The 26,828-nt window shown below is 45.9% G+C and carries 25 protein-coding genes and 2 tRNA genes; 10 read left to right on the top strand and 17 right to left on the bottom strand.

Annotated features, from left to right (window positions below):
• The 5 genes from ACQY3M_RS06020 to ACQY3M_RS06040 form a co-directional block, all read right to left on the bottom strand.
• Nucleotides 1–639 (bottom strand): ankyrin repeat domain-containing protein (locus ACQY3M_RS06020; protein ID WP_428066755.1); only part of this gene is annotated, 639 nt, incomplete at its 3' end.
• Nucleotides 640–799: 160 nt separating this feature from the next.
• Nucleotides 800–1,471: an ankyrin repeat domain-containing protein gene (locus tag ACQY3M_RS06025; RefSeq protein WP_428066757.1), complete on the bottom strand. Its 672-nt coding sequence runs from the start codon at nucleotides 1,469–1,471 to the stop codon at nucleotides 800–802.
• 99 nt (nucleotides 1,472–1,570) lie between these two features.
• Complete coding sequence (locus ACQY3M_RS06030; protein WP_428066759.1) at nucleotides 1,571–3,292, bottom strand: hypothetical protein; 1,722 nt, start codon at nucleotides 3,290–3,292, stop codon at nucleotides 1,571–1,573.
• A gap of 99 nt (nucleotides 3,293–3,391) precedes the next feature.
• Nucleotides 3,392–4,969 carry a 4-alpha-glucanotransferase gene (malQ, locus tag ACQY3M_RS06035; RefSeq protein WP_428066761.1) on the bottom strand — a complete coding sequence of 526 codons (1,578 nt, stop codon included), beginning with the start codon at nucleotides 4,967–4,969 and terminating at the stop codon, nucleotides 3,392–3,394.
• Between the two features lie 65 nt (nucleotides 4,970–5,034).
• On the bottom strand, nucleotides 5,035–5,415 hold the full coding sequence (locus ACQY3M_RS06040) for a RidA family protein (protein WP_428066763.1): 381 nt from the start codon (nucleotides 5,413–5,415) through the stop codon (nucleotides 5,035–5,037).
• 301 nt (nucleotides 5,416–5,716) lie between these two features.
• Here ACQY3M_RS06040 and ACQY3M_RS06045 point away from each other — a divergent pair.
• The 10 genes from ACQY3M_RS06045 to ACQY3M_RS06090 all read left to right on the top strand — a co-directional run bounded on the left by ACQY3M_RS06045 (nucleotide 5,717) and on the right by ACQY3M_RS06090 (nucleotide 14,381).
• Nucleotides 5,717–5,788 (top strand) — tRNA-Lys (locus ACQY3M_RS06045).
• A 31-nt stretch (nucleotides 5,789–5,819) separates the two neighbouring features.
• A tRNA-Glu gene (locus ACQY3M_RS06050) sits at nucleotides 5,820–5,891 on the top strand.
• Nucleotides 5,892–6,172: 281 nt separating this feature from the next.
• The gene (locus ACQY3M_RS06055) at nucleotides 6,173–7,507 is read left to right on the top strand and encodes a DUF6056 family protein (RefSeq protein ID WP_428066765.1); all 1,335 of its coding nucleotides are present in this window, start codon (nucleotides 6,173–6,175) and stop codon (nucleotides 7,505–7,507) included.
• A gap of 103 nt (nucleotides 7,508–7,610) precedes the next feature.
• A complete protein-coding gene (locus ACQY3M_RS06060) occupies nucleotides 7,611–8,069 on the top strand; it encodes a type IV pilin protein (RefSeq protein ID WP_428066767.1) in 459 nt (152 codons plus the stop codon).
• Nucleotides 8,070–8,140: 71 nt separating this feature from the next.
• Nucleotides 8,141–8,746, top strand: a complete 606-nt coding sequence (locus tag ACQY3M_RS06065; RefSeq protein WP_428066769.1) for a MarC family protein — start codon at nucleotides 8,141–8,143, stop codon at nucleotides 8,744–8,746.
• Nucleotides 8,746–10,317 carry a chloride channel protein gene (locus ACQY3M_RS06070; protein ID WP_428066771.1) on the top strand — a complete coding sequence of 524 codons (1,572 nt, stop codon included), beginning with the start codon at nucleotides 8,746–8,748 and terminating at the stop codon, nucleotides 10,315–10,317. Before ACQY3M_RS06065 ends, ACQY3M_RS06070 begins: the two co-directional genes overlap by 1 nt.
• Nucleotides 10,301–10,720, top strand: coding sequence for a GtrA family protein (locus ACQY3M_RS06075; protein WP_428066772.1), 420 nt, complete (start codon nucleotides 10,301–10,303; stop codon nucleotides 10,718–10,720). Before ACQY3M_RS06070 ends, ACQY3M_RS06075 begins: the two co-directional genes overlap by 17 nt.
• A complete protein-coding gene (locus ACQY3M_RS06080; protein ID WP_428066774.1) occupies nucleotides 10,717–11,646 on the top strand; it encodes a glycosyltransferase family 2 protein in 930 nt (309 codons plus the stop codon). The genes ACQY3M_RS06075 and ACQY3M_RS06080 overlap by 4 nt, the downstream gene beginning before the upstream one ends.
• Entirely contained in the window at nucleotides 11,639–13,024 is a 1,386-nt protein-coding gene (locus tag ACQY3M_RS06085) for a DUF6056 family protein (RefSeq protein WP_428066775.1), read from the top strand. The genes ACQY3M_RS06080 and ACQY3M_RS06085 overlap by 8 nt, the downstream gene beginning before the upstream one ends.
• 1 nt (nucleotide 13,025) lies before the next feature.
• Nucleotides 13,026–14,381: a DUF6056 family protein gene (locus tag ACQY3M_RS06090; RefSeq protein ID WP_428066777.1), complete on the top strand. Its 1,356-nt coding sequence runs from the start codon at nucleotides 13,026–13,028 to the stop codon at nucleotides 14,379–14,381.
• A gap of 125 nt (nucleotides 14,382–14,506) precedes the next feature.
• On the opposite strand, the gene ACQY3M_RS06095 is transcribed toward ACQY3M_RS06090, so the two are convergent.
• The 12 genes from ACQY3M_RS06095 to dnaB all read right to left on the bottom strand — a co-directional run bounded on the left by ACQY3M_RS06095 (nucleotide 14,507) and on the right by dnaB (nucleotide 26,648).
• Nucleotides 14,507–15,718 carry an adenosine deaminase family protein gene (locus ACQY3M_RS06095; protein WP_428066779.1) on the bottom strand — a complete coding sequence of 404 codons (1,212 nt, stop codon included), beginning with the start codon at nucleotides 15,716–15,718 and terminating at the stop codon, nucleotides 14,507–14,509.
• Nucleotides 15,718–17,109, bottom strand: coding sequence for a cysteine--tRNA ligase (gene cysS / locus ACQY3M_RS06100; RefSeq protein WP_428066780.1), 1,392 nt, complete (start codon nucleotides 17,107–17,109; stop codon nucleotides 15,718–15,720). The genes ACQY3M_RS06095 and cysS overlap by 1 nt, the downstream gene beginning before the upstream one ends.
• A complete protein-coding gene (locus tag ACQY3M_RS06105) occupies nucleotides 17,093–17,650 on the bottom strand; it encodes a hypothetical protein (protein WP_428066782.1) in 558 nt (185 codons plus the stop codon). The genes cysS and ACQY3M_RS06105 overlap by 17 nt, the downstream gene beginning before the upstream one ends.
• Nucleotides 17,651–17,657: 7 nt before the next feature.
• Nucleotides 17,658–18,146 (bottom strand): 2-C-methyl-D-erythritol 2,4-cyclodiphosphate synthase, encoded by a 489-nt coding sequence (gene ispF, locus ACQY3M_RS06110; protein WP_428066783.1) that lies wholly within the window; start codon nucleotides 18,144–18,146, stop codon nucleotides 17,658–17,660.
• The gene (ispD, locus tag ACQY3M_RS06115) at nucleotides 18,131–18,787 is read right to left on the bottom strand and encodes a 2-C-methyl-D-erythritol 4-phosphate cytidylyltransferase (protein ID WP_428066785.1); all 657 of its coding nucleotides are present in this window, start codon (nucleotides 18,785–18,787) and stop codon (nucleotides 18,131–18,133) included. Before ispD ends, ispF begins: the two co-directional genes overlap by 16 nt.
• 1 nt (nucleotide 18,788) lies before the next feature.
• Nucleotides 18,789–19,742 carry a PIN/TRAM domain-containing protein gene (locus tag ACQY3M_RS06120; protein ID WP_428066787.1) on the bottom strand — a complete coding sequence of 318 codons (954 nt, stop codon included), beginning with the start codon at nucleotides 19,740–19,742 and terminating at the stop codon, nucleotides 18,789–18,791.
• A 188-nt stretch (nucleotides 19,743–19,930) separates the two neighbouring features.
• The gene (gene radA / locus ACQY3M_RS06125) at nucleotides 19,931–21,286 is read right to left on the bottom strand and encodes a DNA repair protein RadA (protein ID WP_428066789.1); all 1,356 of its coding nucleotides are present in this window, start codon (nucleotides 21,284–21,286) and stop codon (nucleotides 19,931–19,933) included.
• Between the two features lies 1 nt (nucleotide 21,287).
• A complete protein-coding gene (locus tag ACQY3M_RS06130; RefSeq protein ID WP_428066791.1) occupies nucleotides 21,288–22,574 on the bottom strand; it encodes an MlaD family protein in 1,287 nt (428 codons plus the stop codon).
• Between the two features lie 35 nt (nucleotides 22,575–22,609).
• On the bottom strand, nucleotides 22,610–23,368 hold the full coding sequence (locus ACQY3M_RS06135) for an ABC transporter ATP-binding protein (protein ID WP_428066793.1): 759 nt from the start codon (nucleotides 23,366–23,368) through the stop codon (nucleotides 22,610–22,612).
• Nucleotides 23,369–24,145 carry an MlaE family ABC transporter permease gene (locus tag ACQY3M_RS06140; RefSeq protein WP_428066795.1) on the bottom strand — a complete coding sequence of 259 codons (777 nt, stop codon included), beginning with the start codon at nucleotides 24,143–24,145 and terminating at the stop codon, nucleotides 23,369–23,371.
• A complete protein-coding gene (alr, locus tag ACQY3M_RS06145; protein WP_428066796.1) occupies nucleotides 24,145–25,266 on the bottom strand; it encodes an alanine racemase in 1,122 nt (373 codons plus the stop codon). The genes ACQY3M_RS06140 and alr overlap by 1 nt, the downstream gene beginning before the upstream one ends.
• Nucleotides 25,263–26,648: a replicative DNA helicase gene (dnaB, locus tag ACQY3M_RS06150; protein WP_428066797.1), complete on the bottom strand. Its 1,386-nt coding sequence runs from the start codon at nucleotides 26,646–26,648 to the stop codon at nucleotides 25,263–25,265. The genes alr and dnaB overlap by 4 nt, the downstream gene beginning before the upstream one ends.
• Between the last annotated feature and the right edge of the window lie 180 nt (nucleotides 26,649–26,828).

The following is a 26,828-nucleotide window of genomic DNA, read 5'->3' on the forward strand; positions in this document are numbered from 1 at the left end:
AAGATTATGTTTCAGTTTGAACTTCTCATAATCGTTAAGATTAAGATTCTGTATTTCTTTCTTATACTGTTCGCGTCTGGCTTCCGCCAATCCTTGCCATTTGCGCCATGCGTCGCCCACTAATTTGATTACGCTCTGCACACCCGATTGCTTAGCATAGTAGTATGCGTCTTCGTGTATCGCGTAAGACTTCTTTAGAGGGCTTGCTCCTTTATCCAAAAGGTACTTGCAAACCTCATAGCGGCCTTGTTCCGCCGCAGCTTGCAAAGGAGTCTGCATTGAATCTCTGTTTACTTCGTCAAGGTAAAAACCCTTGTCAAGAAAGAACTTAAGCCCTTCAAGCCGCCCGCACAGTGCCGCAGAGGCTGTTACGTATCCGCCTGCATCCGTATAGTCTTTATCTATCACATAACCGCGGGAGATCGAATCTTCATAGCAGAATTCTATAAACTCCATATCGCCGCCGTAAGGACTGCAAAAAACGCTGTCCCAGCTATAATATCTTGTCCTGCTATCATAATCGCAAAGGCTGCCCGTCCCCCTTTTGCTGTGCGGTACCCCCACCTGCGCCATTACATCGGCCGAAAAGCCCGCCATTATGCCCAACAATAAAGCCGCCGTTATTATCTTAAACCTCATATTTACTGCTCCTTTAAAAATATTCCTATAACTTAATGCTATTATAAATACACCTTGTTTTCAAGGGAATTTGGACCTATTTTTTAAGGACTTTTGGTCCTATCCATAAAAAAGCCCGCCGAAATAGGCGGGCTTTTAAATTTTGTCTTTTTACAAAGTATTAAGAAAAGAACATCTCCGCTTTAAAATTGCCAAGATTATGTTTCAGTTTGAACTTCTCATAATCGTTAAGATTAAGATTCTGTATTTCTTTCTTATACTGTTCGCGTCTGGCTTCCGCCAATCCTTGCCATTTGCGCCATGCGTCGCCCACTAATTTGATTACGCTCTGCACACCCGATTGCTTAGCATAGTAGTATGCGTCTTCGTGTATCGCGTAAGACTTCTTTAGAGGGCTTGCTCCTTTATCCAAAAGGTACTTGCAAACCTCATAGCGGCCTTGTTCCGCCGCAGCTTGCAAAGGAGTCTGCATTGAATCTCTGTTTACTTCGTCAAGGTAAAAACCCTTGTCAAGAAAGAACTTAAGCCCTTCAAGCCGCCCGCACAGTGCCGCAGAGGCTGTTACGTATCCGCCTGCATCCGTATAGTCTTTATCTATCACATAACCGCGGGAGATCGAATCTTCATAGCAGAATTCTATAAACTCCATATCGCCGCCGTAAGGACTGCAAAAAACGCTGTCCCAGCTATAATATCTTGTCCTGCTATCATAATCGCAAAGGCTGCCCGTCCCCCTTTTGCTGTGCGGTACCCCCACCTGCGCCATTACATCGGCCGAAAAGCCCGCCATTATGCCCAACAATAAAGCCGCCGTTATTATCTTAAACCTCATATTTACTGCTCCTTTAAAAATATTCCTATAACTTAATGCTATTATAAATACACCTTGTTTTCAAGGGAATTTGGACCTATTTTTTAAGGACTTTTGGTCCTATATTCCCCTAATGCCTACTTTAGCTTCCGCGATATCCTTGGTTTTGGCAAGGACTTCCTGACGGTTCGCAATACCTTCCTGTTTTAAACGAGCCATATTAGCAACTTCCTTTAAGGTGCTTGTATAGAAATTGCTCATATCGGAGGGGGTTATCGCATAATTGTTAAACAAAACGGCATTATAGCCCGCCTTTTTTAAATTATTAAGCGTATCCGGGTCGGAGACGACCAATAAAGTATCTGATTTATCGGCGGGTTTTATATCTACATACGGGCCGAATTTATCCTCCCCTTCTATCAGACTTGATATTATTTTATAGTGGAAGGTATCCTTGGAGACCGCTTTTATTTTGCCGTCTTCCTCAAGCCCGTCAACCACGGCAAGCTTAATATTAAGGTTATTCTTATTCTTTAAATCCTTTAAGTCATTTATCGCGGACTGATACAGCGTATCGCTTTGAATAAAATTGTCTTTGATATATTCCTTGCCCTCAAAAACATTTGCATTGCTGTCAAAGAACTTTTTACCAGGAGCATCCTTTGCCCCCAATACTTCCGGATATACCCAAGGGTTTTTTAGTTCTTCGCCGTTTTCGTCTTCCTTAGAGAAATTGGCTACGCCCATAGCTTTTGCCATATAGATATTTACGCTTTCGTCTTTTAGCTTTATGGTTTTATCCAATTCGGATTCTTTATTGCGTTCCCTAAAAGACCTCTGGGAATTTGAAGCCGCCTTTACCCCCACTTTTTCGTCGCCGATAATTACGCCGTTTTCTATAAGAGAAGCAAAAGTATTATTATTTTGCGTGTCGGCATTATCCGCGTCTTGAGCTTTTTTGCCTTCCACATATTTCACGCGCATACCGCCGCTAATACCGCTTTTTTTAGAGGAGATTTTTTCTTTATTGTCAACAATGCTCTTTATAAGTTTGCGCTCGTCGTAGATATCATCTTCCTCTCCGCCGCGGCCGCCAGCGCGCAGGCCGAACAGCCTGCTGCCTTCTTTGCCGTCCCTGTCATAATAACCGGGGGTATCGTCCCTGTAAAAGACATTATTGCCGCCGCTCGCCAAATAAGCCGGAAGGCCGCCGGGGCTTCTTAGAGCCTCAAAAATTTCCCAATCTTCAAGGTCAGGCGCTTGAGCACGCGCGGCGTCAAACTCCTCCTGAGATACGGTATCGGACATCAATTTTTCGTAAGGGACAAAACCGTCGGGCATAGCCACAAACTTGCGGCCCGCCGGATCGGTAACTACTTCGTAAGTTTCCCCGTCCATACGGACATATTCTTTAACCTGCGGCAGTCGCCCCGCAGGCACCGCACCGCCGCCGCTTACGCTAACGCCGGAAGAAGAACCGTCGGAAGAAGAACCGTCGGAAGAAAAAATATCGCCGCCCGCGGCAGGCAAACCCGCACCTTCTATCCGCCCTTCGGAAGATAGCTCCGCGGGACGCTTAAGCGAAGCCAGCACCTCTCCGTTATCGGAAGGCGCAGCCCCGCTTTTGTTAAACGAAGCGCGGGCGGGCCGTTTCTTAAATCCGTAAAAAGATCCTATTCTGTCTATTATCTTGGAAAGAGGGTTGGACGTCGTTTCCAACGGGATTGATACGTCGCTTCTTCTGCCTTCGCCCGAACTTTCAACAAATATAAACGGTATAGCCATAAATATTATAAAGCAAGCTATAACTATTCTGGTTGTGTTACTCTTAAAAACACGCATCTCACAGCCCTCCTCTGTTAGGTTCTTCTTTAAAAGACATTATTATCTTTTTTTAATGATATTGCAACTGTTTTTTTGCCCTTTTCCGGATAATTTCCGCTATATGCGCCCCGAGGCTTGCGCCTCCTCTTTAAACATACGCATATTATCCAAATAGGCGGAGTTGAATTCCGCCGTCTCAAACGGGACGCGGTAACTCCAATTCTCCTCGCCGACTGTACCGGGCGTGTTTATACGCTCCTTTTCCCCTATTATATCCTGTAAAGGGAAAATCACAAAGCAAGAACCGGCACCCATTACCCGCTTGAATATCGCGCGGTGCACCTCCGCCGTGAAAGGGACTCTGCCGTCCGTCTTTTGCGCCGAAATCATTTCCCATACATTAGCGCGCTGCCAATCGGGCATAATATCCCACCACTCTCTTAATGTTTCCGTATCGTGCGTAGCCGTAGTCGCAAGCGAAGCCAAAGGATACTCCCGCGGCTCGCGGAACACTTCGTTGTCTTTCTCCCACCTGATTACCTTATAGCCGGGAAGGGAAACCTCCTTCATATAAGCGCGTACATAATCGGGTATAACGCCCAAATCTTCCCCTATGGGCAATTTGCCGCCCGCCGATTGGCAGACAGCCTCCATAAAAGCCGCGCCGCGCGCTTTTTGTTTATCCTCCCCCTCCAAATCAAACTTGCCGATGTCGTCGCCGGGGCCGAATATCCACGTCCTGAAAAATCCTACAAAATGATCCAAGCGGAACATATCGTATATCTCGCAGGCGCGCGCTATCTTGCCGCGCCATAAATTGAAATCGCTTTGTTCTATCGCAGGCCAGTTATACGCGGGCAAACCCCACTTCTGCCCCCCTTCCGAAAATTGATCCTTGGGCGCACCGATTTCATAGCCGTCCAAATATTTGCTCTGATTGCTCCACACGTCGGCGCTGTCTAAATTGACGCCAAAAGGAATATCCCCAAACAAAAGCACTCCCCGCGAAGCGGCTATACGCCTGACTTCCGCCAGCTGAAGCTGAAGCTGCCACTGCAAATAACTAAAAAACATCATCTGCTTATAGTTGGATACGGAATACTCCCGCAAATAGTTTAAATCCAACTCTTTTAAACGCTTCTCCCAATGTTTCCAACTGGTCCAGCCCAAATTGTCCTTGGCGCTCCTGAATATGCAGTACGGCACAAGCCAAGACGCGTGCTTTTGATGAAATTCCAAAAATTGTTCGTAACGGGCGGTATTGGCAGATTTCTCGTTATTCCAAAAGTGCTCGTACGCCGCCCACAATACCTTATACTTGGCCGATTTGATAAACCTGTAAAAGACCTTCTTCTCGCTACGCCAGAATTTTATTTCCTCCCCGTATTGCTTAATCAAATCCTGCGCCTGCTGAGAAGCCGCCACATCGGAAACGTCATTTATACTTATATATATTGGATCTATCGCATACGCGCTTAACGCCGAATAAGGGCAGTTCTGCCCCGGTTCAGTTTCGTGTATCGGCAAAATCTGAAGTATACTAACCCCGTAACCGCTTAAATATTCTATCCATTCCTTTAAAGAACCCATATCGCCGCAGCCCCAGTCGCCAGCACTGCGCATGGAAAATAAAGGCAATAATACACCCGCCCTTTTCTGCTTAAAAAATTCGCTTTCCTTTAAATCTAAAGACATTTCCCTCTTCCCTCACTTATCGTAAAAAGGCGCGGATTGGATACCGCGCCTTAAATCTTTCAGCCCTACTTTCTGGCTATCGCCTCTATCTCTACCAAGGCCCCCTTCGGAAGAGCCGCAACCTGCACCGTACTGCGTGCAGGAGGATTATCCTTAAAGAACTCGGCATAAACTTCGTTCATATCCGCAAAACAAGATAGATCAGTCATAAAAACCGTAGTCTTCAATACATGTTTAAAATCCATCTTGCACGCTTTTAGTATCTCGCCCAAATTCTCCAATACGCGCTCGGTTTGCGCGCGTACGTCACCGCCCGCAAGCTCACCTGTTATGGGGTCAACCGGCAAACAACCCGATATAAATGCCCAGCTTCCGTTCCTGACCGCTTGTGAATAAGGCCCTATCGCCTTGGGCGCCGCATCGGACGATACTATCTTCTTTCCCATACAAATCTCCTTATATATTAAAGCTGTGTGTAGATTCCTTAAAGTTCTCTAAAATCTTATTATATAATAATATCCGCAGACTTGCCCAGAAACCATATGACGATTAAAAAATACTACCTTAATCCTTAAAGCCAATTTTTTGATATAATATATATAATGTTGGAACCAAGTTTAACAAACTGCGGTAAATTGAATAAAGTTGATTTTTTCAATTTTTGTAGACAAGCCGTTTTAATTTTGTTAAAATATATGTGTTGGGGTTAAACCCCATTATTTTTTGTTCTTTCAAACAGATTTTTAAGCGCTCGTAGCTCAGTGGTAGAGCATCCGCCTTTTAAGCGGGGGGTCGTGAGTTCGAGCCTCACCGAGCGCAAAATGGTATGTTCGCGGCAAGCGAACTTTACGCCCCCTTCGTCTATCGGTTAGGACACCAGATTTTCAATCTGGTGAGAGGAGTTCGATTCTCCTAGGGGGCGTTTTTATTTGTACTAAAATATCCTTTTCGCCACTAAAATTTGACGTAAATTTACACAAAAAAAATATAAGAAGGCCTTTCCTTTTTATTTTCCCAATTTGTCATAAAACGAAAATAAGAGACCCCGCCACAAACTGGGATTTAGTTTATGAGAGTTTTCCTTTTTTTTGTAATTAAAATTTGATTTTTCCCGAGCTCTGCTTTAGCTGGCCCTAAATAAACTGCTATGCCCTGGCAATAAAATCGTTTGCCAAGCACCGTCCAAAAAAATAAAATTTCTTAATGGCAAGCAAAAATATCAATAGTACGGCTTCAAAACTCATTTGGGCTGTTAGCATAGTTTTCTTTTTATGCTTTTGCGCCGCTTTATGCCTGCTTTATCCGCTCGGCGCGGACGAATATTCCTATTATCCTCTGCATGCCGAGGACATTTTACAGGGTTTCTTGCTCTCTTATCTTACCAACAGCCCTAGGATAGGCATTATCCCGGCAAGAATACTGCTATATCTGCCAGACGGTGCTTTCGCCCTAATAAACCCGCTTCTGCAGTTTGCCGTAAGCGGCCTCTGTTTTTATGCGGTATTCTTAAAATGGCCAGATTTTAAAAGTTTAAAAGATTACCCCGCTTTTCTGCTCATATTGATTCTAAATGTATTTGCCGTAGCCCAGCCCGACAATAATCTCTTTTGGATAGGCGGAGCCTCGAACTATGTATGGCCCTTTTTGCTGTTCCTGCCGCTTCTGATAATGATTAGGATATACTTTATGAGCGGGAAAGAAATTTTCCCGCGCTTTAAATACGCGCCTTTGTGCCTTTTTTTACTTGCTTTCATGCTCGGAATGTCGGGCGAAACCTTGGGGCCGGTTTCCCTTATCCTTGTTTTGTTAAGCGCGGCTTACGCCAAAATAACCGGGAAAGACATACCCTCTTTTATTAAAATAGCGGCCGCAGGCATAGCGGCGGGCTTGGCGGTATTTTTCAGCGCGCCGGGCCTATATTTCCGCTTGGATATGGAACAATATGACTATTTCAAACAATTGCCAATCGCGTCAAAATTTTTAAACCATATCCCCCACGCGCTTAAGGCATGCGCGGCCAATTTCTTTCTTTTCCCGATAACATTGGCGATATTGATCTGCCATTACCTTAAGCAGAAAGATTTCAAACCTTTATTATTCCCCGCCGTAATGCTTTTTTTGGCCCTGGCCGCGGCCTGCGCCTTGGCCCTTGCGCCAATTAAAAATCTGAGGCCCTTTTACCCCGCTACTTTGATGACAATAATCGCTTTCGCTTACACCCTGACTTTAACAAAAATACCCCTTAGATTCATAACTTATGTTTTTTTGATATTCGCCATTATTATAACCCCTCTTTTCGCAGCCCCGTTCGTCGCTTTGCACAAACAAGAAACTCTGCGCCAAGCAATAATTGGACAAGCCCTTAAAAGCAAGCGAAGCGAAGTATTCCTAAATTATTTTATGGTACCTAAAGGGCCTTACGATAATCTATCCATATATTTCTACGACGAACCCGTATCCGTACGCAATAAATACGGCATAACTACCCAGCCCGCAGACAAAATGCCCCGGGGGCAATCCCATATAAGGCAGTTTTAATTTTAGCTGCACTTTAGGATCAAAAATTTGACTGTTTTCTTCCATACTGATAAACTATATCTATAAAATATATTTATATTATTACCTTAAAGGGGAAAGTATTATGAATAAGAAAGGTTTTACTCTTTTGGAATTGCTGGTGGTAGTGCTGTTGGTGGGCATACTCGGCGCGATAGCTTTGCCGCAATATTTCAACGTGCTGGAAAGACAGCGCGCGATGGAAGCTATGGGAATACTCGCCGCGGTGGAAAAGGCGCAGGTGCGATACTACGCGGTCAACGACGCATACGCTACGGATTTTTCGAATCTGGATTTCGACTTGAGGACGAACAAAGATTCCTCGTCCGAAAATATTACGGGAGCCAGTTTCCAGACCGACTATTTCACATATAAGTTGGAAAGCACGAAGATTACCGCCACCAGAAGCATAGGCAACTTCACCTTGACGACAACCTACGCTTCGGGCGACGACGGCACCACGGAAACCTGTTGCACCGCTTCAGGCGACGATGAGGATATCTGTGAAGTCATCAACATAGAGGAATGCTCTTCGGGCTCCTAATATTGACACACCCCTCTTTTATAGGGCCGCAACAACGCTTGCTTTTGAATTTTGGATATTGAAGGTGTTTTATGGAATTTATATTTTCTGCCGTAGTAACGCTTATCCTGATTATGGATCCTTTCGGCAATATACCGCTGTTTATAACTTCTCTCAAAAAAGTTTCGCCGGAAAGACGGCGTTTTGTGTTGCTAAGGGAATTGGCGATAGCCACCATAATTATGGTAACTTTCCTTTTTGCGGGCGGCAAAGCGCTAGACCTGCTGGGAATAAAACAATACTCCATGGGTATATCGGGCGGTATAATACTGTTCATAATGTCGCTGAAACTCGTTTTCAACTCGCTTGAAGACGAAACGACAAAAACCAATCCCAAAGACGAAGAGCCTTTTATCGTTCCTTTGGCCATACCGCTTATAGCCGGGCCTGCCACTTTGAGTATGCTGCTCATCTTTTCGGCCACGCCGGGCGGCAACTTGTGGAAGATTCTTATCGCTCTGCTGATAGCCTCGATGATAAACTCCGCGATATTATTGCTCTCCTTTCCGATAAGCAATATGTTGGGCAAACGCGGTCTTATCGCGGTGGAAAGGCTGACTGGTATGTTATTGGTGCTGATGTCGGTCAATATGGTAATGAACGGCATAGCGGAGTTTATGAAGTCCTATAATCTATAATGAAGACCGAATTTATTTTAAGGCGAAGGATTGCCTTTTTTAATATCTTAAAATGGTTCCTGGCCTCGGTTTTTATAGGCGCGGTGGTGGGAGTATTCAACGCGATGTTCTTAAAACTGCTTTCCGCCGCGGTTGATTACACGACTTCCTTCAAATACTATTTCTTTGCGCTGCCGCTTGGTTTGCTTTTGGTAAACCACTTGGCAAAAAAAGTATATCCCAAAGATAAAGGATACAGCACCAACGACGCGATAGCCGCGATAAACGACAAACGCCCCATATCTTTAATATCGGCGGCGAAAGCGTTTTTCCTTCCCATAATAACCATCTCCGCTGGCGGATCGGCGGGCAAGGAATCGCCGTGCGCGGACGTAGGCGCGGGTGTGGCTTCTTTTTGTTCGGATTTATTTTCTTTTAATAAACAAGAGCGCCGCAAACTTATGATATGCGGCGTAAGCGCGGGCTTTGCGGGCGTATTTGGCGTACCTATATCCGGCGCACTGTTCGGGCTTGAAGTGTTAAGCGTAGGTACGGTGTTTTACGAGGTTATGTTCCCAGCTTTCATTTCGGGCATAACGGCGTTTCAGGTTACGCACCTGTTCGGGGTAGAATACATCTATCACCCGATGAACCTGCAAACTTTAAATATAGACAGCTCGCTGCTGCAAGTGTTTTTTGCCGGATTGTTCTTTGGCGTGGTGGGGCTGATATTTATCGAAGCTCTTAAAGTAACGCAGATAATATTCCGTTTTATTGCGGTCAAATTTTCCAACTTTTGGCGATGTTTTATAGCTGCTGCGCTGATAATATTGATAGCCCTGCTGACCTCGCCCGCCTACCTGGGCCTCAGCATGGAACGGGTGGAGGCGATACTTGCGGGCGATCAGGCCTTAACCTTCGGGTTTATGTATAAAATTATCACGACTTCTCTTACTTTCGCAGGCGGAGGAGTAGGCGGTTTAATTACCCCCGTACTTTTTATAGGCGCCAATGCAGGATACTTCTTTGCGCATATTTTGGGGATTGATACCGTCACTTTCGCATCGCTGGGAATGGTAAGCGTGTTGGCTGGCGTGGCCAATACGCCTTTGGCGGCGAGCGTAATGGCGATAGAGCTTTTTGGCGCGACGGTGGCACCTTACGCGGCGGTATCGTGCATAGTCAGTTTCCTGATAACGGGCAGGCGCAGCATATTTTCCAAGCAACATTTTACCTTTGACAAAAATATGGCCGAAGACGAAGAAGAACCAGCGCCCAGACAAAGCGTCAAACAGCTGGAAAAAACTTTAAAAAAGAAGAATTTTATTCTTGCCAGCGTACGACACCTTATACCGGATATGAAGAATTTTGATGTTTTGAAACAAAATGAGAAGAAACCCCGCAAGAAAAAGAAAACCGCGGAAATATCACAAAGCGATACTCCCGCCAAGAGCACCGCAGAGGAAAAGCCCCAAGAGCAGAAAACAGAGTTTAAGAAGAAATTTTCCCTTCTAAACCATTTAATGCTTTTCCCGGAAGAAGAACTTGCGGGGAAAGACGGGAACAAATCTGAAAATGACAACAACAAATAATATCGCTCGGCTATGGTTTTCTTTGCCGCGCCCAATAAGATTTATAGCGACGGGCGGATACAATACCGCGGCTTCCTATGTTATTTTTGCAGTGATTTTATTTTTATTGGGCAAAGAGCGGTATCAAGCGGCATTGTTTATATCTTATATATTATCTTCTTTCAATTCGTATTTGGCGCAGAAATTTTTGGTATTTAGAACTAAGGGCGGATACGTAAAAGAATATCTAAAAGCCATGAGCGTATGGCTTTGCGGATATTTGATAAACGCTTTGCTGCTGTATCTATTGACGGAACGTTTAAGCGTGAATATCTATTTCGCACAGCTGATAAGTTTGGCCTTGGTTACGATAATGACGTATTTTCTTTTCAAACATTATTCTTTCAGGAGGGCGGAGAGATGAAAGATTTAACTATTTTGGTTCCAATTTTCAATGAAGAAAAATCTATAGACCTTTTTTTACGTTCCACCGGGCCCGTATTGGAAGGGCTTAATTTAACTTACAAATATCTTTTCGTAGACGATGGCTCTACCGACGGCACTCTGCAAATACTCAAAACCCGCGCCAAGGATAACCCAGCCATAAACTATATAAGCCTTTCAAGGAATTTCGGCAAAGAGTCCGCACTCCTCTGCGGCATAAAAAAATCCGACACCAAAGCCATAATACCAATGGATATAGACTTACAGGATCCGCCCGATCTTATCCCCGCCTTCGTAGAGAAATGGAAAGAGGGCTACAATATGGTGCTTGGCGTAAGGATTAACCGCGACAGCGACAGCGCGGCCAAGAAATTTTTATCTTCTTGGTTTTACAAGGTGCATAATTTTTTTGCGCGCCGCCCGATACCGGAAAATACCGGCGACTTCCGCCTGCTGGATCACAATGTCGCCCAAGCCATAAAGCAGATAAACGAAAGTACTCTTTTTATGAAGGGGCTTTTCAATTGGGCGGGTTTTAAGACGGCCTCGGTTGGATATGTGCGCCCGGAGAGGGCGGCCGGCGAAACCAAATGGTCTTATTGGAAGCTCTGGAATTTCGCGCTGGACGGAATTTTTAACGCAAGCACTATGCCTTTGCGGCTGTGGACCTATTTCGGCGCGCTGGTAGCGGGGCTTTCGTTCTTATATGCGGCGTTTATAATACTTAAGGTTTTAATCTTCGGCAAAGATGTACCGGGCTATGCCTCATTGGCGGTGCTGATATTGTTCTTTGGCGGGGTGCAGCTTATGTCGATAGGAATTTTGGGCGAATATGTAGGCAGAATATTTTCGGAAGTAAAACATCGCCCCGCTTATATAATCAAAGAGGAAAAATTGAATGACTGAAACCATAAAAAATTTTAAGGCCAAACCCTTGGCAATATGGGGTTTGTTCTTTTTTACTTATGTCCTGTTTATTTTTATTCTTTCTTATCTCTACCCCTACGGCGCAGACGAATATATTTTAAGGCGCCAAACTCTTTGGGGAGCATTGGAGCAATACTTTTTTTCCTACGGGGTGGAGAACGCCCGAATAGGGCTTATAGCCAATAATATAATATTGTATTTGGGGAAATGGAGTTTTTTGATATTAAATCCGATTGTCCAAACGATATGGATACTCTCGTTTTTCGCTTTGGTGCATTTACGTTTGCCCGACTTTAAAAAATTATCCGATTTCCCCGCCGTGCTGCTTATAGCTTTGCTCTCCGTATTTGCAGTCGCCCAGCCCGATAACACTTTATTTTGGATAGGCGGCGCGTGCAATTACAGCTGGAGCGCCCTGCCGTTTTTGTGGATTTTAACTTGGCTTCGTCTGGAATATAAAGCGAAAGGCAATCTTAATTTAAGCAAAAAAGCGATTGCGGGCCTGTTTTTTATCGCGCTGGCTTTAGGTATGAGCAGCGAAAACAGCGGCCCGCTGACAATGGGGCTTATAGTATGTTTCGCGGCTGGATTCTATATGGCGGGCCTTAAACTTAAAAAACATTTTTGGCTTACAGCCTTGGGCTTGGCGCTCGGCATAGGCTTGCTTTTCGGCGCGCCTGCTATGTGGAATAGGCTGAACACGGATATTTTTGATTATTTCAATAATTCATCTTTGCGGGATAAACTGCTTTGGCATATCTCCCACATACATTTTTATATTAAAGCTATGTTCCTTATACCCGTAATTACTTTTATCGCACTGCTCATTTGCGCTTTGGATAAAGACAAGCCAGCGCGTTTCAAAAACGAAAATTATATTTTGGCCGTAATATTCTTTATATGTTCTTGGATATTGGCTTGCGTACTCTTCGCGGTGCCGTTCATAACGGGGCGATGCTTTTATACGGCGTCCGTCGCGGCTTTGATTTCTTTCGTATTCACTTTAATATACTTGCAGGAAGCCTACAAATTTCAAGCGGTAAAGTATTGCTCAATGCTGGCTTTGGCCTGCGCCATAGCTTTTACACCCGCCTTCGTTTACCCGTATATAAACTTGCACCGCCAGGATAAAGCCAGGCAAAACGATATAGCGCAAGCAAAAGGAAGAGGATCAAAAACCGTATTCCTAATGCCCTATAAATACATCAAAGGGCCAAACGACAATCTTACGATAATGTTTTATGACCCGGTATTCGGCTTTATCGGATATTCCGACTATTTGGGCCTGCGCGTACAAACAGACGAGCGGGAAGAAGCCTTATCTTTATATATGTTTTCCAATCCGAACGTGATTTAATATGAAGAAAATCAACTTTAATTATACTTGTTGGGCTTTTGCCTTTACGCTATTTGCGTTATTCATTTTTGTTTTTTCCTATCTGTACCCCTACGGCGCAGACGAATATTTTTATCAATTCCGATGCCCGGATTTAATCGGCGCGGTAAAGACTTATTTCTTTTCTTATACGCACAACAACCCCCGCATAGGGCTTTTGATAAACAATATAATAATAGCCAACGGCAAGTGGTTGTTTCTTATTTTAAACCCGCTAATGCAATTGTTTTTGGTGTTATCTATTATCAGGCTGATAAAAGGCAAGCGGGCGGAATTTTCTTCTCTTAAGGATTTTCCCCTTTTCGTGTTACTCGCGGCGGCGAGCGTATTTTTGGTCGTTCAGCCGGACAACACCTTGTTTTGGCTAGGCGGCGCGTGCAATTACAGTTGGAGCTTTCTGCCTTTCGTATGGTTCCTGATATTTTTAAGGCATATATACGAAACCGGCAAGACGCCGAACCTAAAAATTTGGCAATCAATTTTGCTGTTTATCGGCGCTTTTATTTTGGGAATGAGCAACGAAAATAACAGCATAGCCGCTTTTATCATTATTTCTTTATTTATAATTTATTGCTTTATCAAACGGATAAAAACTTGGCCGGCCCTGACGATAATTTTCCTTGGCGTTTTTATCGGGCTTGTTTTGCTTTTCGCTGCGCCGGGCTCTTATAAGAGGGCGGCCCACCCGCTGATAGCTTTTTTCCAGCAGGCGTCCATATTGGAAAAACTGACTTGGCACTATCCCAAACTGCAGGATTTGGCGGTAAGTATGTTTTTAATTCCGCCGATAACGATGGTCTTGGCGCTGCTTGAGCTTTTTTCCACAAGGCTCAAGGCTTTAAGAAACAATGATTTTCTCTATTGGGCCATATCCTTTCTTACCGCTTTGTTCTTGGCGGCGATATTAGCTGGCGCGCCTATTTTGGGCAACAGCAGAGCCTTTTATTCCGCCAGCGCGATGTGGATAGTATCCTTTGTATTTTTAATTAAATATTTTCAAGAGGCGTATAAACTCCCCTTAATACGTATATTTGCATGGGCGGCTTTTATTTTCGCGCTTATTATTACGCCGTTTTTCTCGGTGCAATACATCGCCCTGCACTCTTGGGAGAAAGCCAGAAGCGTCTATATAGAAAAGCTGCGCGCTCAAAACCCGCCCACGGCTTATATCCCTTATCTTGATTCCGTAGACGGCCCGACAAGAAATTTAAAAATATCCTACTACGATGTTCTGCTCAGCAAAGAAAAGGAAAAACTGCTCGGCCTAAACAAAATAGTCATTCCCAATAAAGACGACTCGCAATTAAACATAATATAGCGCCGCTTTCGTTTACCAGATAAGCCCACATCGCTAAGACTAAACGGGCGGATTTCTCCTTCTCCATATTTTCTAGGCGATAAAAAAGCCCCCGCTTTAAGCGGGGGCTTTTAAAATCATCTTACTTATTTAAGATATTCTTTTTCCAAGCGGTTATATTTTTCTATCACCGCTCTTACGAATTTGCGCTTATCGTTAAACGGACCGTGGAAGAAACTCCCCTTAAAACCCGCTATCACGATATTGCGAAGTTCGCGTTTGGTTATATTGATATTATCGCAAAGCAATTCCAGCTCTTTGGTGACGGAAGTATTCGATACCAATCTGTTATCGGTGCAAATGCTTACGGAAAGCCCGCTCTTTATCATTTGTTTTACAGGGTGGTCGGACACCTTTTTTATGAAGGGCAAAGTCTGCAAATTGCTTGTTATGCATACTTCCACGCCGATACGTTCGTTGGCTATATAGGAGGCCAAATCCTCAACATATTGTTTTTTGTTCTTTACGTTTTTATCCTGTATGGCATTATAATCGAACATTAAAGTGCCGTGTCCTATGCGGTTGGCGTGGCATTCGGTAATAGCCTGGAAAATACTTTCAGGCCCGTAAGCCTCGCCCGCGTGCACCGTCTTTCTGATAAAAGCCTCGTGCACATGCTGATAAGCCTGCCAATGATGTTCCGCGGGGTAGCCTGCCTCTTGCCCGGCCAAGTCAAACCCGACAATGGGCAAGCCCTCTTTTTTAAGCAGAACGGCTATTCTGGCAAGCTCAAGGCTAGCTATCGCGAAGACCTCGTCGTCCTTGGCGTGCGAAAGCACCTGGAACATATAACCGTAATAAGGCGACATATCTTTGTTGAAACTTCTCATCGCGCAAACTATTATCCCGAAGTGGAACTCCACATCCTCGCCAGATTTTACCGCTTTGGAAGCATTATGTTCCTTGGCCGCGCGCTCTAAACCCTTTACGGCCGCTCTTACGGCGTCTTCGGGCCTTAAATCTTTGGAACAATGCTGCTGCGGGGCAAAACGCACTTCTATATATCTTACGCCTTCGGCGATATTGTCCTGCGCCAACTCATAGGCTATACGCTCTATATTCTTGGCGTTCTGCATAACCGCGACGGTATAAGAAAACCCTTTAAGATATTCACCCAAATTTTTATATTTATCCTTAAATACGGCTTTCTTCAAGCCTTCTTCGGTATAGGCGGGCAGGGCCACTTTCTCTTTCTTGGCCAGTTCTATAAGCGTGCTTAAACGCAGAGATCCGTCCAAATGCAAATGCAAATCGGATTTAGGAATTTTCAGCAAAAACTCTTTGGGAAAAGCCGTCATTATTTCCACCTCCATTCCTGCCCTTTGGGCGTATCTTTAACCGCTATGCCCATGGCGGAAAGTTTATCTCTAAGTTCGTCGGAAGTCTTAAAATCTTTCTTGGCGCGCGCCGCTTTGCGCTCCTCCAGAAGTTTTTCAGCTTCTTGCGGCAAAGGTTTTTGCGCTTCGCCCTCAAGCAAAGAAAGCCCCAAAAAGCCGTCGGCATATTTTATAAATTCAAGTTTATCGCCTGCGCAGGCGCCGCCCTTGATATATTCCCAGAAAACCGCCAAAGCCTTGGAGGCGTTTAAATCGTCGTCCATAGCGTCTTTAAACGCGGCCTTCGCGGCATTAAGCGAAGTTTCGTCCTTCACGCCCGTTTCGCCCGCCTCTTTAAGGGCGGCTATCCTCTCCATAAGGCCAAGGCGGGTATTGCGCGCGAAAGTAAGCGCCTCGTAAGAAAACTCCAACTGCGTTCTATAATGCGCGCCCAAGCATAAATAGCGGTAATCCAGCGGGCTGTAACCCTTCTCCTTTAAAGTGTCCAACGTGACGAACCCGCCGCCCGATTTGGACATCTTTCCGTTCGCCATTATAAGGAACTCGCCGTGTATCCAATAACGCACATACTGCTTGCCCGTCGCGCCTTGCGCTTGGGCAATCTCGTTGGTGTGGTGTATGGCCACATGGTCAATTCCACCGCAGTGTATATCCAAAGTGTCGCCCAAATACTTCATCGCCATGGCAGAACATTCTATATGCCAGCCCGGAAAACCTACTCCCCAAGGGCTGTCCCACTGCATTTGGCGTTGTTTGTCTTTAGGGGAGAACTTCCACAAAGCGAAATCGCTGGGGTTGCGTTTTTCGTCGTTAAAATCCACCCTGGCGCCCGTCTTTAAACCCTCAATATGCGCGCGCCCGACCAAGTTGTGATATCCGGGGAACTTGGAAGTGTCATAATAAATTCCGTCGGAAGTCTTATACGTTAAGCCCTTTTCCTCCAACTTCTTTACCAAGGCTATCATCTCTTTGATATGCTCGGTAGCGCGGGCAATTACCGTAGGTCTTTTGCAATTTAGGGAGTCGAAATCCTCAAAAAATTTCTTCTCATAGAATTTGGCTATGTCCCACGCGCTTTTGCCTTCGCGCGCGGCGCCCAGTTCCATTTTGTCTTCCCCGCTGTCGGCGTCGGAAGTCAAATGTCCGACATCGGTGACGTTCATCACGTGTTTTACCGGCATATCGGCCGATAAAGTCCTGACGAGCAAATCCTCAAAAATATAGGTCCTCAAATTGCCGATATGCGCGTAATTGTATACGGTGGGCCCGCAGCAATACATAGTGGCAAATCCGCCGTTTAAAGGCGAAAATTCGTCTTTTTTCTTGCTGAGGGTATTATAAATTTTTAGCATTTTCCTTTTCCTTGGCGTACTCCAGCGGGATCTGCGTGAAGAAATAATCGCACACCGCCTTACCTTTCGCCGTGGCGAAGCTTTCGCTCAATATGCACTGCACATCGATAACCGAAAGCGGATTTACCGTTCCCGCAGGCGACATCGCATAAGTAAACCCGTCCGCTTTATAATGCGAAAATACCGTCCCGTAAGCGGAATCCAATGCTCTTTGGAATTTTTCCATATCGCTGTAATTGGCGTCGCGGCCCAAAGATATTTTCTTTGAGGCCATTACAACAACCGCCTCTCCGTAAGAGCTGTTTACGCTTTCCACCACATCTTCTTCCACCACTTCAGGCGCCGCATCGTAAGGAGAGGTTATATCTTCCTCGCTTACGGTTTCGTAAAGATATTCGTATTGCTGTTCGCGTTCTTTGCGCTGTCTTTCGTATTCGGCATAGCTGATGCCGTCGTATCTTTTGTAATTCTTTTGATTGTAACTCGTACACGCGCCCAAAAGCACCGTCGCGCAGAGTATGGAAAGTATAGTCTTGCTCATTTTTATTCTAGCTCCTTAAGTTTACCGTTACCGCCGCGTAGCAGGCGATAGCCTCGCCGCGGCCGATTTCTCCAAGGCCTTCGTGGCTCTTGGCTTTAAAACTGATATTATCCAACCCGACGGCAAAAATGCCGTCTAGGGACTTTCTTATAGCGTCGTAATGAACGCGCATTTTAGGTTCTTCGGCTACTACCGTAATATCCATATGGGCTATTTCGGCATTCTTTTCTTTAAGCACATCGATAACGCGCCGCGCTATTACTACGCTTGAAATGCCCGCTATCGATATATCCGTCGGCGGATAGAAAACCCCTATCTCGCCCGCGGCCACCGCGCCTAAAGCCGCGTCGCATACCGCATGGAGCACCACATCGCCGTCGCTGTGCCCCAAAAGCCCTTTATTATGTTTGATTTCCATGCCGCCCATTATCAATTTGCGGCCTTCCACCAATCTGTGTATGTCAAAACCAAATCCCACTTTTACTTTTGTTTGCATAATAATGCCTCTGCCATTGTCAAATCTTCGGGAGTAGTTATCTTCAAATTCTCATAGCCCGATTTTACCGCCCGTACTTTTACGCCCAGCTTCTCCACCAGCTGGGATTCGTCGGTGGCGTCTTTCAAAGAACCGTATTTTTCCATAGCCTCTTTAAGCAAAGCGCCTTTATAGCACTGCGGCGTTTGCGCCGCCCAAAGGACATTCCTGTCCAAAGTATGCTCTATAAAGCCGTCTTTTACCTGTTTTATCGTATCCTTTACCGGGACGCATAAAACCGCCGCGCCGTACTTTTCGGCCTCGGCAAGGCATTTATCGATATATTCCGCCTTCACAAGCGGCCTGGCGCCGTCGTGCACCGCTATCAAATCCGCCGCGCCTAGCGCCGCAAGACCGTTCTGTAAAGACTCTATCCTGCTTGCGCCCGCCGGCGCGTAAGATATATCAGAAAACAAGGCCGAAACCTCTTTAAAATTTTCCGGCGTGGTAACCACCACTATCTTGTTTACCAGCTTAGACGCTTTGAACGCCTCTATGCTGCGCACCAATACCGCTTTGCCGCCTATCTTCAGCATTTGCTTGGGCCTGCCCATTCGGCTGCCTTGCCCGCCCGCTAAAATAAGCGCCGCAATAGTCTTCATATCAGTTCTGCTTTATCTTGGCGAATATCATTCTGCCCGCGGAGGTTTGCAATATCGAATATACCGCCACTTCCGCGCGCTTGCCTATCCACTTTCGGCCGTCTTCCACAACTACCATGGTACCGTCGTCCAAATAGGCTATGCCCTGTTCTTTCTCTTTGCCTTCCTTCATTACGAATAAAGACATATTTTCCCCGGGCAGCACCACCGGCTTTAATGCGGTGGTCAAATCGCAAATGTTAAGTACGGGTATATTATCTATAACCGCTTCTTTGTTTACGTTAAAGTCTATGGTAACTATCTCGCCTTTAAAATATTTAGCTAAAAATACCAGCTTCTCGGGAGTAGTGTTTCCCTCAGCCACCTTGGTGGTTATCTTGACAGGTATGGTTTTTAATTCTTTAAGACGGGTTATAATATCCAAACCCCTGCGCCCTTTTGCTTTCTGCAAAGCGTCTTTGGAAGAGGCTACCGCATTTAACTTTTCCAACACAAACTGCGGTATAACTATTGTTCCGCTCAAAAAGCCCGTTTCGCATAAATCCACTATGCGCCCGTCTATCAAAGCGCTCATGTCAACTATCTTGATATGGCGCCCCTTTTTGGAGAGCCCCTCAAGCTCCGTCGCGCGTATTATGCTTAAAAAACCGCCCAATACCGTAAGAACCCCGGCGAAGACCGTATGATAATCAGTCCAAAAATCTATAATATCAGGCACATTCATTCTGTATACGCTGTAATCCATAAGCATATATAAAATAAATCCGACCAAAGCGCCGAATATTCCTATCATTATGCTCAAAAACCTCAAGCTCCTCAAGAAATATTCCGCGCATACGAGTATTACTCCGCACAGAAAACCCATAAATACACTGTGTGCGTCTTGGGATATCAACGCGTACATCAGGAACGGGCAGCCTACCAAGGCCGACACCCTAAATATCCATACCGGCATAAATTTATCTCCTTAGAGAGTTTAAATCCCCTTTACGGCCCCTCTCTATAAGCCATAAGGGTATACAGTTATATTTTACTATTTTTTAGTCCGTTTTTTCGTCTATAAAGATTAAAGCGCGGGCTTTTCCCCGCGCCATAAGATTTTGTTTAGTATTTTAGGTAAGCTGTATAAAAGATAAATCCCTTTTACTTTATATGCAGAGATAAAGAGTATAAATCCTCTATATACACAAGCCCGCTCTTGGCGGATTTTTCCCTCATAGGCGGGACAAAAATCTTCTTCATTCCCAAGCGAAGTGCTTCCTCTATCCGTCTGTCCATCATATAAGCGGGCGCGGCCTGACCCAAGATACCAACCTCGCCCATAAACACGCTTGTTCCCTCCAGCGCTTTATCGCGCGCCGAGCTTATCACCGCGGCGCATACCGCCATATCCAAAGCGGGATCGGATATTTTCGCCCCGCCCGCTAGGCTGATGTAGACGTCCCTGTTTTCCAAATTGACGTTTACGTGCTTTTCCAAAGCGGCCAAAAGCATTTGGCATCTGTTTAAATCTATCCCCGTAGCTATACGCCTGGGGAAGGGATAATGCGTCGGGCTGACCAAGGCCTGTACTTCCGTAAGTATTGGCCTTGTGCCTTCCGCCGCCACGCTGAAAGCGCGGCCAGTCATAGTTTTGGTTCTGGACGTCTGGGAAAAATAAGCGCTTGCGTCTTCCACGTCTTCCAGCCCCAAAGGGCCCATCTTGAACAAGGCCGTTTCCGAAGTTGCGCCAAATCTGTTTTTGTGCGCCCTCAACATTCTTAGAATATTATCGCGCTCCGTATCAAAATACAAAACCGTATCGACCATATGTTCAAGCACTTTCGGCCCGGCCAAAGCGCCGTCTTTGGTCACATGTCCTAAAATGAATACTATTATCCCCTTGGGTTTTGCGTATCTTAAAATTTCGCCAGCGCATTCCCTGACTTGCGCTATCGTACCTGCGGAAGAACTGAACTGCGGGTGATATATCGTTTGAATGGAATCTATTATAAGTACTTGCGGTTTGGAGGTTTTGGCCGCGTTTATGATATTTTCGATATTGGTTTCAGAAAGCAGAGTGATATTGTCGCCCTGTACTTTTAGTCGCGCAGCGCGCCCCGCTATCTGCGAGGAAGACTCCTCACCCGACACATACAATACCCCCCTTTCGCGCGAAAGGCTGCCCGCAAGCTGAAGCATTAAAGTGCTTTTGCCTATACCGGGCGCGCCAGCCAAAAGTATTATTTGCCCTTCCACCAGCCCGCCGCTGGTAAGGCGGTCAAATTCCTTTATGCCGGTAGGTATGCGGGCAAGCTCAAGGCTTTGAGCGTCTTTTAGTTTCGTCATTTCGGAAGAAAAATCCGTAAAAGACTTGCGCTCGGCCTTTGCCGATTTGCTCTCTTCCTGCACCACTTCTTCCGTCATAGTGTTCCAAGCCGAGCAATCCGGGCATTGGCCCAGCCATTTGGCCGAAGTAAATCCACATTTTTGGCAAGTGTAAACCGTTTTAAATTTCATATCAGTTCGCCAATTTGGCTATACCCAAAAGCGACGCCAGCTCCTTATCCTCAAAGGACAAGTTGCCGGTAATCTGCAAGGCTCGCGCGTCCTTTTCCATAAGTTCGTTGTATCTTATGCCTACGCCTACGTTCTTGGTTATCATCGTGCGTGCGCCTACCGCCACTTTGGGCTTGTCGAAAAGTTTATTGTTTATTACGCGGTTGCGTCCGAAATCGGTACCCTCACCGTATACGCTGAAGGTCTTTAAAGGCAAAGCCTCCGCCTTGTAGAAAGGCCTTAAGGAAAGCACGCCGCCGCCCGCGCCACGTATCAAACCGACTTGCAAGTCCGCCCATTTATTGTAAAGGCCCAGACGCGCGTCTATCTGATTGGGTTTGCCCCTGAAATCTTTATCGTTCTTGGGCGCGTTATCCCTGTTGCCCATATCCGATATGCCAAATCTGTAATACGAAAAACCGTTGGCCGGGACAAATTTTATTGCCAAGTCCGATTCCGTTAAATTGCCGTCGGGCTGATAACGCGCGTCATATTCCCAGAATATCCTAAACTGCGCCATTTGCCCGATAAATTTCTTGGCGTCTTCGCTCACCTGCCTGACATTGGCCAAGGTGCTTTGTACGTCCTCTTTCATCTGTTTATCTTCCACCAAAGCGGTAAAAAGCCCGTCGCCCGAATCCAGCTTGTCCATCAGCTGCTTGGAGGCCTTCGTCAATTCGCTTACGTCCTGCATAGAAGACGACAAATACGGCCTTAAAGAAAAAACTAACTCGTTTAAGTTGCCGGAAAGCATTCTCAAATTTTCCAAAGTGGCGCTTAAATCGCTGGCAAATTTCCCGTTATCGGCTATGCTGGCGGCCAAATTGTTTATAGTAGACATCGTATCGGCCACCATATCAGTCACCGAAGGCAGGCTTAACCCGTTGACGCTGTCGCCCGCTTCCAGTATACCGCTTGCCGCAGTGCCTTGATCTATTTGCAAATAATTGGTGCCGATCAGACTCGTCGCCGCTATGGCAAAGCGCGAATCTTTATATATTATCACGCCTTCGTTTATCCGTACTACCGCCAAGACCCGAGCGCCGTCTATCTTAAGTTCCTTTACTCTGCCCACTTCCACACCGTTTAGCCTAACCACGGACTTAGCGGGCAAACCCGATACATTCTTAAAGTATACGTTGATGTCGAAACCTTTCGATATCGTAAAATTGCCAAGCATAAATATGGAAAAGCCCAACAGCGCCAATCCGAAAAATGTAAACAGGCCTACTTTTGTTTCCGATGTCATATATCCATTATACCTTTTATACTAGTTTATTACCCTTAATTCCTTATCTGCATTTGTATCGGCCCTTTGCTGCTGCCTTCTATAAATTGCTTTACATAAGGATTTTTCGTTTTCTTAAATTCTTTTACGCCCGCGGCAAGCTCCACATGCCCCTCATAGAGCATGGCCATAGTGTCGGATATTTCAAAGGCTGATTTCATATCGTGCGTTATTACTATCGAGGTTACCCCTAATTTCTTCTTTAAATCCAAAATGAGCTCGCTTATTATCTCCGACATTATGGGGTCAAGGCCGCTGGTCGGCTCGTCATACAAAATCACTTTCGGTTCCGTCGCCAAAACGCGCGCCAAAGAAACCCTCTTCTTCATTCCGCCGGAAAGTTCCGACGGCTTTAAATGCTCTATATCTTTCAGCCCGACCAAAGCCAGCTTCTCTTTGGCGATTTTGGCGTATTCCGATTTGGGGGTATCGGTAAGATATTTCAGCCCGAAGGTAACGTTCTCGCCCACAGTCAAAGAGTCAAACAAAGCGCCCTCTTGAAACAAATACCCGAAGTTCCGCCTCACTTTCGCTAAAGCCATCTCGCTCTTTATGTGGGTAATGTCTTCGCCGTTTACCACGATAGAGCCGCTTTCCGGTTCCAACAGGCGGATTATACACTTTATTAAAGTGCTTTTGCCCGTGCCGCTGCCCCCGATTATCGTGGTAACTTCACCCTCTTTTATATTCAGGTTCACGCCCCTAAGTATATGTTTGTCGCCAAAACTTTTGCGAAGTTCTTTTATCTCTATCATTTATATACCCAAAGAATTTAATATCGCCGTAAGGAAATAATCCAGCACCAATATCAGCACCATACTCGTTACCACGGCCTTAGTGGTCGACTTGCCGACCCCTTCCGCGCCGCCCCTGGTGTAGAGGCCTCTGTAACAGCATACAACGCCTATCATAAAAGCGAAAAATATCGATTTTATAAAACCGTGCATTAAATCGTCCACGCCGATAAATGTCGTTATATCCTCAACATAAGTGTTTGAGGGCACCCCCAAACTGTATACGCTGACCAAAAAACCGCCGAACATTCCCGTAACATTGGCAAATAAAGTAAGTATAGGTATCGCTAAAGTGAAGGCTATAAGGCGCGGTATTACAAGATACCTTATCGGATCGGTACCCAAGGTGTGCAAAGCGTCTATCTGCTCGGTCACGCGCATGGTGCCTATCTCCGCCGTTACCGCCGCGCCCGCGCGCCCCGCCACGACAAAAGCCGTCAATACCGGGCCAAGCTCTCTTACCAAAGAAAACCCCACCAAAGTACCTATATATATAGGTTCGCTTAATATGCTTTGCATAGTCGTGCCCGCCTGCAAGGCCAATACCATTCCGGTAAAAAGACTGGTAAGCGTAGCCACTACCATAGACTCCACCCCTATCTTTACCGTCTGCTGCATAGTTTGATTAAATTCCAAAGGCGATTTTACAAACCAAAACAAGCACGAATACACCATGCCGGAAGCCTGGCCGATTTGCGTCAATCCCCTTATTATTAACCTGCCCAAACTCTTGAACATTACTCCTCTGCCTTGCGCGGAACCCTTGCCGTAAGGCCCGTCAAAATTTCATAATCTATCGTACCGGCCAAAGCCGCCACTTCGCTCGCCCTGATTTCCGCACCGCTCTGGCGCCCTATAAATACCGCTTCGCTTCCGACGGGTATATCACCAAGTTCGGTAATGTCGGCCATCAGCATATCCATCGTGATATTGCCTATCAGCGGACATCTGCGCCCTTCTATCAATACTTCGCCTTTGTTGGAAAGAACCCTATGGTAACCGTCGCCGTAGCCCAAAGGGATCGTCGCTATTTTTGAGGGCCGCGCACATTTGAAAGTGCGTCCGTAACTTATACATGCGCCTTCCCGTACGTCCTTTATAAAAACTATCTTGGATTTAAGCGATAATACCGGTTTATATCCCTCTTCCAGGCCATAGGCCAAATGCCCTAATCTTACCATATCAAAGCAGGCCTCTTTATAGTTTAAAAAACCGCTGCTGGCCGATATGTGCGCCAGTCCAGTTTCAAGGCCCTCGGCGGAAGCCTGCGCCAATAAATCCTTAAAATAGCCCAGCTGCATTTGAGTGTATTGCTCGTTCTCGTCGGCGCTGGAAAAATGGCTGAATACTCCCTCCACTTTTACATACTCGCTCTTATTTAATATCCTGAGTATCTCCAAAGCCGCGGGGCGGCGGCTGCCTATTCTGCCCATGCCCGTTTCCTGCTTTACGTGGCATTTGGCTTTTATCTTTAACTTTTCGGCAAGTTCCGTTATATACTTTGCCGCCCTTACGCTCGCAACCGTCAGGGATAACCCGTATCTTAAACCGTATTCAAAACAATCAAACGGAAAAATGCTGCCAAGAACCAATATCGGCAGAATTATCCCGTTTTTCCTTAGCTCTATGCCTTCCTCTATGGAGGCAACCCCTAAAGCATCGCAGAGTTTCCCCTCTTGAGCATAAGAAGCTATCAACCTTGACCCATGCCCGTAAGCGTTAGCCTTTACAAGCAGCAATATCTTGCAATCGCCCCGCCCGCGCGCGGAAAGTTCCGCCCGCGCTTTGAGCAAATTATCCGCCAAAGCCTTCAAATTTATTCCGGCATAAGTGGGGCGCAGAAGCGGCATTTCGCTCATACGGGGGCAACCTCCGCGGGAATATCTACGCTTTCGGGGGCGGGATTGGCAAACAAGGTGTATTCGCTGTACCAATTAAGTTTCACATCTCCCACAGGCCCGTTGCGCTGTTTGGCTATTATTAAAGTGGCGTCCGTCTTAAGGGTGGGATCATCGCGTTTGTAATAGCCTTCCCTGTGTATCAAAGCCACTACGTCCGCGTCTTGCTCTATGGAGCCAGACTCCCTTAAATCCGAAAGCTGTGGGCGATTGTCCGCACGGGACTTATCCTCCGTCTTTCTGTTCAGCTGCGACAATGCCAATACCGGTACATTTAAATTGCGGGCAAGCTCTTTTAACATCCTAGATATTTCCGATACTTCCTGCTGGCGAGATTCCACCTTCTTGCCGCTGCCTCTTATCAAGCCCATATAGTCTATCATTATAAGGCCCAGCTCCTTGCCTTGCTTGTTCAGCTCGCTTGCAAGACGCCTTGCCCTTACCCTTATATCCGTAATCGTCAATGCGGGGGTATCGTCTATATAAAGAGGGGCCTTGCCTATCTTTTGAATTTCTTTGGCCAGTTCTTTCCAACGCTCTTTTTTGAACATACCCGTACTGACTTGATGCAAATCCGCCTGAGCCGCAGAACACACCATTCTTTGATATATTGAATAGCGGTTCATCTCCAAAGAGAATATTGCCACAGGGAAATTGGCTTCAACCGCCGCGTGATAAGCTATATTCAAAGCCATAGCCGTCTTGCCCTGCGAAGGACGCGCCGCCAGTATTATCAAATCGGATTTCCTTAGGCCACCCGTCTTTAAATCAAACTTGGTAAAACCAGTCGGAACGCCTTTTATAGGGTTTTTGTCCACTATCAGCTTCTCTATCATCTGCATTACTTCGCCGGACATATCCTTTGACGATACAAACCCTTTTAGCTCCCTCTTTTGGTTCAGTTGGAAAAGTTTCGCCTGTGCCTCGTCTATCAAAGAAGTCGGTTCGTCCTGATTCTTATAACATTCTTCCACCGTCGCGGTTGATATGTTGATCAGCTCCCGCACCAATGCCGCATCATAGACCATTTTGGCATAATGCTCAACATGTGCCGCGGTAGACACCTTGCCCATTAATTCCGAAAGATACCGCTCCCCGCCGATCTCGGCTAAAAAACCTTCCTTCTTAAGCTCCTCGGTAAGAGTAACAAGATCAACCGCCTGGCCGCGCTCGGATAAAGCCGCCATCGCTTTATAAATCTTTTGATGGGCGCTCTTGTAAAAATGTTCCGCCTTTAATATGTTAAAAGCCCTTTCCAATGCCTCTTGCTCTATCATCATAGAGCCTAAAACGGCCATCTCCGCGTCCAATGCCTGGGGCGGAAGTTTATCGTTAGGTGCCATAAATTTTACTCCTTAATATATTATTATCATTCTAGCAATTTAAGATATATTCTTAAAGGCGTTTGAGATCCGCGCCAAAATACCGCCAACAATAAAACAACCGCCATAAACGCCGCGGCCGCCTGCTTGACAGGTATTTAACTCTCACAGAAGATACCTTATACAAATAATCCTCTCCAC

It is taken from the genome of Candidatus Proelusimicrobium volucris (assembly GCF_959605025.1).
Taxonomy (GTDB): domain Bacteria; phylum Elusimicrobiota; class Elusimicrobia; order Elusimicrobiales; family Elusimicrobiaceae; genus Proelusimicrobium; species Proelusimicrobium volucris.